The following is a 13,149-nucleotide window of genomic DNA, read 5'->3' as shown; positions in this document are numbered from 1 at the left end:
CGAGCTAAACCCGGCCTTTTGAGGCAAGCAATCCAATGACGTAGTGCGAAAATTTTCTCGTTCGAATTAAGGCGTATAAACGAGTCCCGGTAAGAGGCTGCCCTGAAAATACTGCATTTTCAGCGACACCTTTTTTCGTTGGGGTGTAGGTTGCTCTCCGCCGTTGTCTCGTTTGATTTTAGCGTAACGATGGTAATTATTTACCACCTGTCTCCCGGTTAAATACCCAATCGTAGCACCTACCACAATGTCTGTCGTCCAGTGTTGATTCTCGGTGATCCTGCTAAGACTGATCAGCGTTGCACCGGTGTAAGATAAGATGGGGATAATAGGCTTGTCCCGGTATTCCATAGCGTAGACGGTGGCAGCAGCAAAAGCGAGTGTTGCATGTGCAGAAGGAAAGGATGCGGCTAGCTTTTTCCCCTCCTTGTCGCGGCCGGTATTAGAAAAGGGTCCGTAAAAAGTAGGTCGTGCTTCTACCCTATCGGGGTTAACCACCGAAGGCCGATGCCTGCCTGCCAGGTTTTTCAGCAGCGTATTGATGGTAATTCCTGTGATGTATGCCTGACTAGCCAGCAAGCTCGTCGTTTTAATCTTTTCATTTTTAAAAGCAAAGCCATAGGTGGCGAGGCCAGCCAAAGTAATCGCCTCATAAGTGCCGCCGGTATTAGTGATAAAAGAACTGACGTTCGTGAGCACAGGATTGTCTTTCCTCCAGATTACTGCCCGTCGTTGGATAGGCCTGTCTGCGAACATCAGCCCGCTTAAACCCAAACCATAGTGGGCAACTTTCACCCAATCTTTTGCCGGCATGGTAAAGGGTGTAAACAGCTGCTGCTTAATATCGCTTCCAAGCAAAACAAAATAGTTTTTGAAAGTAATCTGGGTACGCTGGGTATAAGCCTCCGGAGCAATGACGTTTGTTTGCCCGACTGTGTCCGCTTTTCTCCCCAAACTATCCAACTTTCTGATCAGGGAGTCTGTTTGAGCATACAACTGCTGAAAGCACGAGCTCAAAAATAAGATCAAAAAACACCTAAAAAACGTCTCTTTCCCCATAATACACATTAACAAATCATTAATTGCTGATTAAGTAATTACTAAGCAATCAAAAATTTGTTTTTATGAATCATGGCACGCTTTCTGTTTCTACTGTTATACATTCACACTCATACTCTCACACAAAAATAAAAGCATCGTCCCAAACGATGCTTTTGTATTTTAAAATGGTCTCAAGCGCTATTGGTGCGCCAAATTCTGCAGATGTTTATCGATCTTCCTTCCGATCTCCTCCCAGGGATGATGATGATCTATCCTGTCCGGGCCTTCCCAGGACCAGCCTTTAGGTTCCTTGTACATCTGCCCTATAAATTCAGAGTTTTGCACGATTGAGTACTTTCCTTCGGATTCGTCGGCAGTATAGACTTTGCCATCAATTGTAAATTCGATCGTTTCCATATGCATTTTGGTTTATATGAATGTAAGGAGCATCAGTTGAATTTGTTTTGGGATTTTGAGGACCTACCGTGCAGCAAACAGGACATCTCCGACAGCCAAGCATTACGCTGTCTGAATAAATCGACATGTACTATTTGTGTGCTCTAACAGTCCATTTTATTTTTCCTGCATACGGATCCTGCTGAAGCTTGATTCCATTCAAAGAAACTTTGTGCAACACATTATCATTGGGAAGACAGACAAGCCCTTCGGCGTTCGGAGCAGTGGAGTAAGAAACAAGCTCCAGTGCCGTCCAGTCCATCCTTGAAGTGGATTGAGCCAGTTTTATATGTGGGATAACTGCGCCGTTTCTCACCAGGATAACAGCCCGTACAGTTCCTGCTTTGATCTTGTTCCAGCCCTGCTGATACACCTGGCCCGTTTGGTAATCTATCCACTGGCCACCGGGAAGATAGACATCCCGCTCCGCAACGTGTTCCATCAAAGGAGCGACGAGCATATCGCCTCCAAAGAGGTATTGATCGTCGACCTGCCATGCACCGGGATCATTCGGATATTCTACAAACAGCGCCCTAAGCATGGGGAGGCCACGTTGAGTACAATCTTTAGCCTGTGCATAGATGTACGGCATCAGCTTATAACGCATCTCGGCCACCTGCCGGAAATAATTTAGAAATTGCGGACTGTATTCCCAGGGCTCTTTAGGTGGCATTCCATGGCTGCGTGTGTGAGACGACAAAAATCCAAAGGCCGCCCAGCGTTCATAAAGATCTTCCGGTGTTTTTTGTACGAAACCGCCAACGTCATGGCTCCAGAAGGAGAAGCCGGAAAGCCCCAACGAAAGGCCGCCTCTCAGCTCAGCAGCCATCGCGGTATTGGTATTAGCTGCATCGCCGCCCCAGTGCAGCGGGTATCGCTGGCTTCCCGCCCAGGCACTTCGGGCCCAAATAATGTTTTCCCCATTAGTTTGCCTGGTAATATCCGCAACAGCCTTGTTATAGCGTAAAGGGTACAAATTGTGCTCGTAAAAGCCGGTACGACCGGAATGGTAAAGACCATTATCAGGAGCTGCTTCCCCAAAATCCACTTTAATAGCACCCACGCCTAATTTCAAGAGACCAGCAATCTTATCCTGATACCACTTCACTGCAGTGGGATTGGAAAAATCTAGCACCGCATCCTCAAAAGGAAGATTCCCTTTTGCATCTTTTACCACCAGATTTTTCTGCACCAGGTCGTTAAAAAGGGTGTTCTGTGGTGTAAAGTAGGGCAACTGCCATAAAGAAACGCGGAATCCGTCCTTCTTAAGATCGGACATCAATTTAGCGGGATTGGCGAAACGATCAGGAGCAAACTTATAATCTGTACGCCAATCGGTAGTAAACCAACCTGTGTCGTAATGAATTACATCGGCAGGGATATTATGCTTGCGCAGATTGGCGGCAACCTCTCTCCCATCCTGCTCGGAGAAATACGTAATCCGGCTCATCCAGAACCCAAAAGACCACAGTGGAGGCATGGAAGCTTTTCCCGTAAGGTTGGTATACTCGTTCAGTACCTCTTTCGGCTCGCCAAGGAAAACAAAAAGATCGAGCTCGTCATCTCCTATCATTAAGGAGTTAACCCCGCTGAAGTACTTTCCGAAATCACAGGTAATGGGAGTTGAGGTATGCATAAACATTCCATAACCGCGGCTGCTCATAAAAAACGGAATAGGCTTATACATGGTCTCGTTCTGCACTCCGTTCGCATCATCCGCCCAGAGCACTACCTTCTGGCCGCGTTTGTCCAAGGAAGTGAAGGACTCGCCGCATCCAAATATCTTTTCTCCGGGAGACAGGGCAAAAGCTGCGTTCATGCTGCGTGAATAATCAGCAGCCCTTCTTACATAAGAAAATGGCAGAACAGGAGTATAGGTGGAATCTGCATTGTCAACATGGTGAATCGTTTTGGTGAGAAGCTTTCCCTGCGGGTCCCTTATCTCCACCCGCCAGGGGTATTCAAAAACAGTGACCGAGCCGCTTGCGCTGGTATACCGGTGAGCGCCTTTCAGCTTGCTGTACTTCCAGGAGCTTTTGTTGACGGGCGCTTTTCCATTCATCAACATCAACGATTCCTGCTCAGGTCTTGCCTGAAACCCCGATACTGTCCTGATCCGGACCGTTTTGTCTGACACAAATTGGATGGAAAAAGGAAGCGAGGGCGATGCCGCATATTCTGTAGTGGGAAACTCGTTGGCAGCTACTGCCCTGAGTGTTCCCAGCATATTGTTGAATGCCTGCCTGGTTACATAATTGTGCCTCTTGTAAACCAGCTCGCCAGTCCCTGTTGCAGGGTTGAAACTTTTAAGGCTATCCGCCAGATAGTAGGTATTGGAAAAGTCTTTGAAATCTTTGCTGATATCTACTGGTGCGTTCAGCAGCTTCATTTCCTGTATTTGCGCCCGCACGGACTGAAATAATAAAGGAACCAGGGTAAAAGCTAGGAGTACTGCTCTTTTTCTCATTTCGTAATTTTTAGGTATTAATAGGTTGCGATGAGGATCGCCTTTACCTCCAAAGTAAATGAAAAGGACCGGCCAGTAACAGAAGAGTATGTTAAAGAATATGGATTAAATGTTAACTATAGAGGAATTGGAAGGTCGAGAAGGAAGGGGTGGGATGAAATGAATAGGGATGGGTTGTTCGTGGAGACACGAACCAGGGCGTGGAGGAGAGGAACTAAAGTATTGGAAATTAAGAATCGTGGGAAAGATCTAGAATCGAAGGAAGACGCAGAGTCCCTTCCTTTGCTATGGCCTCCGCATAGGAGACTCTGCGAGGAAGGAAATGGAAAACGGCTAAAAGCGAGGGTAAATACCTCTTTCCGGTAAAAGCTATGAGCAAACTTTTCTGGGGGAAGTTTATGGCCTTGTTGAACAAGAAGGAGATTCCCCTGGACAGAGATGTGGTCAATACCTTGTACAAAAAAAATTGGGTGGTGTATGCCAAGCGGCCCTTTGCTTCTCCTCATTCAGTAGTAGAGTACCTGGGACGGTACACCCACAAGATTGCCATCTCTAACAATCGTATCCTCTCGATAGATGACCAGAAGGTAACTTTCGGCTACAATGATTACCGCCACGGCGGCCGGAAAAAGCAGATGAGCCTGAACGCTGAAGAGTTCATCCGCCGCTTCGCTCTGCATATTCTACCAAAAGGCTTTGTAAGGATCCGCCATTTCGGTTTTTTGAGTTCTACGGCAAAGAAAGAATCCATCGCTCTGATCCGCGGGCTATTACCGCAGAGGGTAAAGACCAGAGTGGAACCCCGGAAGCTGCAGAAGTTCAACCCATTACTTTGTCCCTGCTGTAAAACCGAAACGATGGTCACCATAGAGCTGCTGCCTAAACGCGGACCACCAAAAATTGCTGAACTATCGAAACTGCTGTCACAAAATAAAAGCCGTAGTATACTGGCCTGGCAGCGCTATGCCTTGTCAGAAGAAAAAAGGGAAAATACTTCTGAAAAACACCTCAGGAAGGTAAGAGGATTCATCCGGAGGCTATGAAAACCCAAAAAAAGTGCTGGCCCAACTAGAAAGCTAACCTAAACCCTCCTGCTAGAAACCAAGCCTGATCGTCGCAAAACCCATAAGCATGATGCCTAAAAAACTACCGAAGGTTCCGTACAACCGAGGGTTCATTGTTGGTGCTACGCCCCCAACGGAACCCTAAGTGTTAGTTGCTGTTGTTTTTTATTCTTCTTGTTACCTGTGATTTTTCGTTCGAGTTCGTTTTCCTTTCTAAATCTAACACGTGAGAGACGTAGGCAATATTCTTTAAATTTCCTTTGGCACTATCCCTCCAATGAATGAATTTTATATTCTCCATTGTATCAATCAGAATTAAATTTTCTTTTAATCTAACTGGCGAAAAATTGCCCCATTCCCTAATGATTTCAACGTGCTTATTCGGCTTGAAAATAAGGTAAGCACCCATACCTCCATCGAAACCACTAAATTTAGATTCTATATATGATTCCGGCAACTTGTCAACTTCTGGGTCGAACTTACCATAGTAAAATCTGTCTTTAGGAAAGTCATTAATTCTGGTTATCACAACTCCATTGTACTCGTAGTAGACAATTTTTTTCTGTTGGTTTTGGCAAGAGAGCAACATCATAGGAGGTAATATTAAAAGAAAAAAAGTCGTCCAGCTTCTCATTATTGGGAAAGTTCTCGGGTTTTTACAATAGCAACTAACATCTGGGTTTACGAATTTCGTATATATCCCATTTACCTGAACTCAAATTTCTTACGCCAAAGGCTGTTTTTTGTATAAGCTTCAGGTTCATCCCACATATTTAACAATTTTTTCAATCAGTTCAAATTAAACCACCGCGACTTCCCGTTTTGAGTCCAGTCCGCTCTAATTGAAGATCTTAGCTTTATTCTTTTTTTATCCCAGCTCGGGTTTTATTCGTAATTTTAGCAAAGCATCTCCTGCGATAACTCCTCGTTCAACCCTCGGAAGAATTCCAACAAGACCTTATAGCGACCTTACAGCGATGTTATAGCGACCTTATAGCGATATTTGACAGTTTGCGTTCAGTATTCATTCTTATTTCATTTAGAGTTCCTTCGTGGTTGCATTAGGGCTGATACAGGCCTCAGCTCCCCTTTCTTGCTGAATTTCCGGTAAAAGCTGAACCAGGTCCGAAGCAGGTCGCTCTCTGCCTGCAGGTTGATCTAAGGCTAATATGGACAGGGCTAGGGCCACTCTCAAATTTTGACTCTACCTTTTCAACTGACCTCCGGACCCTCCAGTAACAATGTTCATTTTAAGTAAGAATTGAGAAGATGTTGCAAAGCGTAGCAGTGCATCAGAGGTAGGTCAGGCAATATCCGAGAACTGCTCCCCCTAAAATAATGAAGGCGGTATTTAGGTGTTTGAAATAGAAGGCAGCGGCAAAGCCAGCCAGTGCTATCAAGGTAGTTCTCCAATCGGTGATGGATGCTTTGGCGAGGTCGACGGAAACGACCAGGATTAAGGCGACAGCTACCACATTTACCGCATCCAAAAAAGCGGACATCAGCGGGGATTTCCTCAGCTTCGGAATGATGGGATTAAGACAGCCCACAAAAATGAAGGAAGGTAAAAAAATCCCGATAGTGGCCAATACAGCCCCTGAAATTCCTGCTATCTGCCATCCGACAAAGGTGGCAGAGGAAAAGACCGGCCCGGGAGTAAACTGGCCGACCGCGATGGCGTCTACCAGCTGTTGTTTGCTTAGCAAACCCCTGCTTACCAGCTCGGCATCCAAAAAAGCGAAGAGCACATAGCCACTTCCGTACAAGATGGAGCCTACCTTTAAAAACAGCCAGAACAACTGAGTAGCCGAGGCTTTGGCGGGCAAGGTCTGGGCCTGCAAGAGCATAAGCGGGACAAGGCCAAAAAACTGCTTCTTCCCTGCCAGCTGAAAAAAGGCCGCCAGAAAGCCTATCCCAAAAAGAATATGTACCTCACTAAATCCTGCAAGGGCAAGTAGAACAGCCGCTATTCCGAAAAAGGCAAGCCGGGCTGATTTCACCGCTTTTTTGGCCAGCGAAATCATCAGGAAAACAACCACAGCCAGGATGGCCGGTTTGATGCCGTAAATGAAGGGTTGTACATGGGGAAGTTCCCCGTATTCCTTGTAAGCCCAGGCAAATAAGCCCGTGATGATCACTGCGGGAAAGATAAAACAGAAACCAGCGACAAACAGTCCCGGCCAGCCCGCCCGCTCTTTGCCGCAGTGCATCGTTAGCTCGGTGGAGTTCGGACCGGGAATCAGGTTTACAGCACCCACCAGATCAAGGAACTCTTCAGGGCGCAGCCACTTTCGTTTTCGCACCACTTCTTCTTCCATCATGGCAATGTGCACGGCCGGGCCACCGAAACCGAGACAGCCAAGCCGAAAGAATACCGCGGCTACTTCTATCAGCGCCTTTCTTCGCTCTTTCTTTTCCATAGCAATTTGTCGATCGACCACCTACCGCCACCCTTTATCAACAGAAAAACTGCCCCTAGTAGCATTGCCCAATCCGTACGGCTTTCATGGAGCATCGACCAAAAGCCTGCGTCCGTCAGGATCTTTAACTTGGTGAGACTAATTGCAGCGAGCATGATAACAATCAGGGGGATTGCCGCCAGTCGGGTGATTAGTCCAATAAGTATCAGTACACCACAAATTATTTCAAACGAACCTACCAGAGGACCAAAAAACTCCGCGGCCGGAAGACCTATTTTGGTAAACCTGCCTGTTCCCAGTTTATCTGCGAACAAAAACTTCTGCAAGCCTTCCGACAGAAACACGGCTCCTACCATTGAGCGCAGCAGGATGGTTGTTCCCGAGTTATCTGTTTGCAACAATTTCCATCTCTTCATGATAATAGATCAATATGCTTTTCTTAACCGATCGGCAAACTCGGTGGGTAAGGGACTATTTTCTACCGCCGAAGCAGCCTTTTCCACATCGTACTCAAACCGAAAGAATTCGACCTTGATACCATCGGCGCTTTTCAGCGAGCTGCTTTTATCCAAGGTCAGGATGACATAGCAACCCCTCGGATCCCCGTCCTTCGGTTTTCCAATAGATCCTACATTTATTAAATGACGATAGCTATTCGAAGTTGTAAGTGTCCGATGATAAGGTTTATGAGTATGGCCGCAAAACATTATATCCGCATCTTCCTCTTCCATCATGGCGGACACATAGCTTTCTTCGAGATCTTCCAGCAGGTATTCGTTCACACTCCTAGGACTTCCGTGAACGAGCATGATCGTTGCAGGTGCGCCGTCCAGCTCAAAATGCTTTCGAATGAAGCGGGGAAGCCTGCTTAGGTAGTCGCGGGCGTCATCCGACCCAATGTGGTAAGCATAATCTACCTCAAGTCCTTCATCCCGTTTCAACTTTTTCACTTTCAGGTCATGATTCCCGGCTATTGTCGGAATCTTTCTTTTTCTGATTTCTTCGATCACCTCATTGGGCCAGGTATTGTATCCTACCAGGTCACCCAGACAGTACCAGCTATCAATATCCCTTTTCTGTATGTCCTCGAAAAACGCCTCTAAGGCCGGCAGATTTGCGTGTATATCTGAAAATATTGCTATTCTCATTCAGTATCTAAAGTAGTTGATTTATAATATTTATTTCTCAGCCAGAAGGCTACATTAACGAGGGCTATCAGAGCCGGCACCTCAACCAGTGGTCCTATCACACCGGCGAAAGCTTGCCCTGAATTAATTCCAAACACTCCGATGGCCACGGCAATTGCCAGTTCGAAATTGTTACCTGTAGCAGTGAAGGCAATAGCAGTCGTCCTGGAATAATCTGCGCCGAACCTTTTTCCAACAAAGAAGCTAAACAGGAACATGACCGCAAAGTAGACAACGAGCGGAATCGCAATCCGAATCACATCTGCTGGAATCTGCACAATCAACTCCCCTTTCAGGCTGAACATCACTACAATAGTAAACAATAACGCAATTAAAGTAATGGGAGAAATGAAAGGAATATATTTTTGTCGAAACCAGTCCTCTCCCTTTATAGCAATCAAGCCGTAGCGTGTAATCAGACCGAGAGCAAACGGAATCCCAAGATAAATACCCACGCTTTTAGCGATTTGAGAAATCGTGATGTCAATTTCCAGCCCTGTTAGGCCGAAATATGGTGGCAATATCGTGATAAAAACGTAGGCATAGACGCTGTAGAGCAACACTTGAAAAACACTGTTCAAGGCGATCAGTCCGGCTCCGTATTCCCGGTTTCCTTCAGCCAGCTCATTCCATACAACTACCATCGCAATACATCTTGCCAGACCGATCAATATTAAACCTACCATATACTCCGGGTAGTCTGAGAGGAAAAATATCGCCAGCAGGAACATGACTACCGGCCCGATCACCCAGTTAAGAAACAGAGAAGCGCCCAGAACTTTGGTATCCCTGAATACGTCGCCCATGTGTTCGTAACGCACTTTAGCAAGCGGCGGATACATCATCAAAATAAGCCCGATGGCAAGGGGGATGTTAGTGGTACCGGCCGAGAATGAATTGATATATCCCGATGAGGAGGGAAAAAAATAACCAATGGCTACGCCGAGCAGCATCGCAGAAAAGATCCAGAGCGTTAAATACCTGTCTAAAAAACCTAACTTCTTACGGTTGGCGGCAGGCGCACAATTAGTTGCACTCATCGCTAGCCCTTCAGATGTTGCTTCACGAAATCCTCTGCATATGATTTTATCATTTCCCTTACCTTCCGGAACTGCTCCATTATTTCTTCTTCTGTACCCGTTGCTTTTGCTGGATCAGGAAAATTGAAATGAAGTTTCTCGGCCCTAGTGGGGAAATAGGGACAGCGTTCCTTCGCGTTATCACACACCGAGATCACAAAATCGAAGGGAATGTCTGCGTACTCATCCACGTGATTAGAGGTATGGGTGGAGATGTCTATTCCATCCTCCTCCATGATTTTTACGGCCCTTGGATTTAGTCCGTGAGTCTCCACTCCTGCGCTATAGACATTTGCTTTATCGCCTGAAAAGTGGCGGAGGTATCCTTCTGCTATCTGGCTCCGGCAACTATTACCGGTGCAGAGCACTAAAATGTTCTTCATCAATTTTTATTTAGTCGATTCCAACAACTTTGCTTCTTCGTGTCTGCAGCTAAACTCACGTCCCTGGTGGCAGTGATTCGCTCCTATAAATCTTTTGGATTGCTTCGGCATCAGAAGCAAGCATTGGTCGAATGGTGATCATAATATATTAACAGCAACCTGATCCTGGAGTACAGCAGCCTGCTGCTGCCAGGTTTTGTATTTCTGGTTTCGGGTGTTCTGCAGGAGTAGCACAACAAGCCTCTCCGTCAGCCTCGGTTCCGCAGCTTCCTCCTCTTCCTATCGCCTTGCATTGAACAGCGTCTGGTCTTAAATTTACAATTAAATCTTCGCCGACTGTTAATAATTCCCCGGGATACATTTGCCGGGTTTCAAATTTAGAATTGCCAAACTCAATTTTTACTTCCGCAGCCTCATCTAGTTTTAAAGCCTTTTCGACCAGATCAATAATAGATAAAGCTTTGCTAGCCTTCATTGCCGGCCCCTCTTTTTCCTGTTCGGGCTCCCAAAGTTGTATAACAATCTCCGTCCATGAATTGACCACTCCGCCACAATCCACCGAAGTAATGAGTGCTTGCTTAATCTCAGTAATATGGTAAGAGGGTTTAACCCATTTCCCCTCCGCGTATTGAAACTGAAGGGCCAAATGTGAGTGCTGGACCAGGTTTTCCTTGAAAAGCCTCCAGCTGATTGCATTAGGATTATTCATATTCATCTATTTATCGCAATCTAACGATTGATTTAAGTAAATTTTTTTAACAGCATCCCGCTGTTCCTCTGTAGGAACTAAAGAAATCTCCCAGCTCCTTTTCGAGCTGCTTCCAATTTTCCGGATGAATACAGTAGCAGATGCTCACCCCTTCTATCGTCCCCTGAATCAAGCCAGCATTTTTTAACTCTTTAAGGTGTTGAGAAATAGTAGCCTGCGCTAAGCCCAGTTCCTCAACCAGGTCGCCGCAGATGCAGGCCTTGCTTTTAATAATCTCCTGCAGAATAGCTATACGCGCCGGATGCGCAATGGCTTTCAACATTACAGCCAGTCGGTTTTGCTCCGCAGAAAAGATTTCCGTTTTAGTTATTCCCATACATCGCAATATTACGATTAATTTATAACCTGTAAAATTTTTTTTAAAATAAGGGGAATAGGTCCCCCAAGAACCTAAACCGTCTGTCTAATGCTTTATATTTTTCAGTAGCCAGAGGATGTAGTCACCCAGCTCCTGCGCTGCCCGGTCATAATTGGCAAGGACAACGATTGTGTAACCTGAGTCCGGAAGAATAAACTGCAGGCCATTTACGCCGGGGGCACCGCCTGAATGTCCTACCGCCTTGCCCAGCCTGGTGTTCCAAAGTTGAAATCCGTAACCGTACCCTCGTCGTTTGTAATCGTGAAAAAGTTTCTCGAGGCTTGCAGACGATAGGAGCTTTCCGCCCGTCAGCGCGAGGGCGAACTGGTGCATGTCTTCAATAGTCGAGTAGCCACCCCCGGCAGATGAACCGCGGGTAAAGCCCGAGTACAGGTTACTGGTATATCCATTTGCTTGCGGGATGTAACCAATCGCGATATTTTCCCGGTAGCTTGCCAGGTCAAAAACATCGGTATTTTTCATACCGGAGGGTTGATAAATATTTCTACGGACGTAATCAAAATAGCTCGACTTGGATACGGATTCGATAACGGCTCCAAGGAGCACCATCCCCGAATTGCTATAAGACCAGGCCGATCCGGGCTCGAACTGAAGGCTGTTATTGCTTACAAAGGGCTTAAAGCCTTCGAGCTTTGTGAATTGGGCCGCAGGGGCCTTGTCAAAGGAATCCCCTAAAAAATCCCCGAGCCCCGAAGTGTGCGAAAGCAGGTGATGAACGGTCACCTTCCGGCTGATGGAAAGTGGAAGCCAGGTACTGTCGAGATAATTGCTAATTGGGGCATCAAGCTGTAGATACCCTTTTTCTGCCAGTTGCATGATGCTTACGGCGGTGAACATCTTGTTCATTGATCCCAAACTGAACTTGGTATCCGTATTATTTTTGATATGCTTTTCTTTATCTGCTTCGCCACAGACATACTTTAGTAACACTTTCTCATTTTGAGCAAGCAGAACGGTCCCTGAGAATAGGTCCTTTTTGGCAAGCTCATCGAGTTTGGCTTTCAAGTGCAGGACGAGCTCTTTGGGAGTCGCCGGTCTCGGCTCAAGCTGAAAGTGGCTGGTTTCGCGAAATCCGAAATGCAGAATTTTTCCGGAAGAACTTAAGGCAAGATTAACTGCATAGTTGTTTCCAAAGTCCCTGGCTTTAAAGGTCATTTCGCCGCGCTCGGTAGAGAAACTCTTCGGAACGGGAGCATCGATGCCGCCTGTGTGCCGGTAAAGTCTCCTTACCTGCATAACTAACTCATTTGTGGGAACCATTTTAAGAATAGAGGTATCCACGTTGGATCGTACCAATGCTTCAATAGTTGCAGGAGAATCTGAATTTACTGCCTTCGAAAGGTTCTCGAACATAACTTCATACGATTCCTTTAACCGCTCAACTTCTGCCGGACTTGGTCGCTCCTCCTGCAATCTGGTTTTCTCCCATACGTCCCTTTTAAAAGCCGTAACTTTCACGATAACACCCTTCTCATCCTTTTCGAAGTCGAGGGGAAAGGTTGAGTCCTGAGAAGCAAGAAAACTTAAAGGTGATGATTGCCGAAAAGCGATTTCCTTATTATCCCACCCTTGTTTCAGGATTAGTTGATCTCCGTTTGCAATGATCTTTAAGAACATAGCTTTATTGTTAGTCAGCTGATAAGTGCCTTCAAATTGCTTTAGTTGCTGGTCCTGAGCAGAAGCAGCTTCTAACTTGAGAATTATCAGCATGGCAAAAAATGATCGGAATAGTTGAAGAGAGAAGGAATTTAATAAGCTAGTTTTCATTATTGAATGTTTAAATTTTCCAGTTTCGAAAACCTGCCCTTACTCTACTATCCCCGCAAGGAGTTGAAACCGACGGTGTTTCTGTAGATGATTTCCCGCCGAAAATTCCATAAGGATGGTTAGAGATAAAACTCAGA

General features: G+C 46.0%; 14 protein-coding genes. 2 read left to right on the top strand and 12 right to left on the bottom strand.

Annotation, left to right across the window (positions count from 1 at the left end):
- Nucleotides 1–66 precede the first annotated feature (66 nt).
- The 3 genes from J4N23_RS11625 to J4N23_RS11615 all read right to left on the bottom strand — a co-directional run bounded on the left by J4N23_RS11625 (nt 67) and on the right by J4N23_RS11615 (nt 3,964).
- Nucleotides 67–1,017 (bottom strand): phosphatase PAP2 family protein, encoded by a 951-nt coding sequence (locus tag J4N23_RS11625; RefSeq protein ID WP_207427449.1) that lies wholly within the window; start codon nt 1,015–1,017, stop codon nt 67–69.
- Nucleotides 1,018–1,239: 222 nt separating this feature from the next.
- A complete protein-coding gene (locus tag J4N23_RS11620) occupies nt 1,240–1,458 on the bottom strand; it encodes a hypothetical protein (protein WP_207427444.1) in 219 nt (72 codons plus the stop codon).
- Nucleotides 1,459–1,588: 130 nt separating this feature from the next.
- Nucleotides 1,589–3,964, bottom strand: coding sequence for an alpha-xylosidase (locus J4N23_RS11615; RefSeq protein ID WP_207427443.1), 2,376 nt, complete (start codon nt 3,962–3,964; stop codon nt 1,589–1,591).
- 30 nt (nt 3,965–3,994) lie between these two features.
- Here J4N23_RS11615 and J4N23_RS11610 point away from each other — a divergent pair, with 30 nt between their 5' ends.
- Complete coding sequence (locus J4N23_RS11610; RefSeq protein WP_207427442.1) at nt 3,995–4,330, top strand: hypothetical protein; 336 nt, start codon at nt 3,995–3,997, stop codon at nt 4,328–4,330.
- A gap of 5 nt (nt 4,331–4,335) precedes the next feature.
- Nucleotides 4,336–5,007 (top strand): transposase, encoded by a 672-nt coding sequence (locus tag J4N23_RS11605; RefSeq protein ID WP_242689197.1) that lies wholly within the window; start codon nt 4,336–4,338, stop codon nt 5,005–5,007.
- A 169-nt stretch (nt 5,008–5,176) separates the two neighbouring features.
- Here the strand turns inward: J4N23_RS11605 and J4N23_RS11600 are convergent, their stop codons facing one another.
- The 9 genes from J4N23_RS11600 to J4N23_RS11560 form a co-directional block, all read right to left on the bottom strand.
- Nucleotides 5,177–5,620 carry a hypothetical protein gene (locus tag J4N23_RS11600; RefSeq protein WP_207427441.1) on the bottom strand — a complete coding sequence of 148 codons (444 nt, stop codon included), beginning with the start codon at nt 5,618–5,620 and terminating at the stop codon, nt 5,177–5,179.
- 700 nt (nt 5,621–6,320) lie between these two features.
- Nucleotides 6,321–7,448 (bottom strand): chromate efflux transporter, encoded by a 1,128-nt coding sequence (gene chrA / locus J4N23_RS11595; RefSeq protein WP_207427439.1) that lies wholly within the window; start codon nt 7,446–7,448, stop codon nt 6,321–6,323.
- A complete protein-coding gene (locus tag J4N23_RS11590; RefSeq protein WP_207427437.1) occupies nt 7,418–7,864 on the bottom strand; it encodes a DoxX family protein in 447 nt (148 codons plus the stop codon). Before J4N23_RS11590 ends, chrA begins: the two co-directional genes overlap by 31 nt.
- A 9-nt stretch (nt 7,865–7,873) precedes the next feature.
- Nucleotides 7,874–8,596, bottom strand: coding sequence for a metallophosphoesterase (locus tag J4N23_RS11585; RefSeq protein ID WP_207427435.1), 723 nt, complete (start codon nt 8,594–8,596; stop codon nt 7,874–7,876).
- On the bottom strand, nt 8,593–9,675 hold the full coding sequence (gene arsB, locus J4N23_RS11580; protein WP_207427433.1) for an ACR3 family arsenite efflux transporter: 1,083 nt from the start codon (nt 9,673–9,675) through the stop codon (nt 8,593–8,595). Before arsB ends, J4N23_RS11585 begins: the two co-directional genes overlap by 4 nt.
- Nucleotides 9,676–9,677: 2 nt before the next feature.
- The gene (locus tag J4N23_RS11575; protein WP_207427431.1) at nt 9,678–10,097 is read right to left on the bottom strand and encodes an arsenate reductase ArsC; all 420 of its coding nucleotides are present in this window, start codon (nt 10,095–10,097) and stop codon (nt 9,678–9,680) included.
- 148 nt (nt 10,098–10,245) lie between these two features.
- Nucleotides 10,246–10,806, bottom strand: coding sequence for a DUF6428 family protein (locus J4N23_RS11570; RefSeq protein WP_207427429.1), 561 nt, complete (start codon nt 10,804–10,806; stop codon nt 10,246–10,248).
- Between the two features lie 46 nt (nt 10,807–10,852).
- The gene (locus J4N23_RS11565) at nt 10,853–11,182 is read right to left on the bottom strand and encodes a helix-turn-helix transcriptional regulator (protein ID WP_207427427.1); all 330 of its coding nucleotides are present in this window, start codon (nt 11,180–11,182) and stop codon (nt 10,853–10,855) included.
- Between the two features lie 87 nt (nt 11,183–11,269).
- Nucleotides 11,270–13,012 (bottom strand): serine hydrolase, encoded by a 1,743-nt coding sequence (locus tag J4N23_RS11560; protein ID WP_207427425.1) that lies wholly within the window; start codon nt 13,010–13,012, stop codon nt 11,270–11,272.
- Nucleotides 13,013–13,149: the final 137 nt, after the last annotated feature.

The sequence above is a fragment of the Pedobacter sp. SYSU D00535 genome (assembly GCF_017355855.1).
GTDB lineage: Bacteria > Bacteroidota > Bacteroidia > Sphingobacteriales > Sphingobacteriaceae > Desertivirga.
The sequence above is the reverse complement of the archived record's forward strand: the minus strand, read 5'-3'. Positions and strand labels throughout refer to the sequence as shown.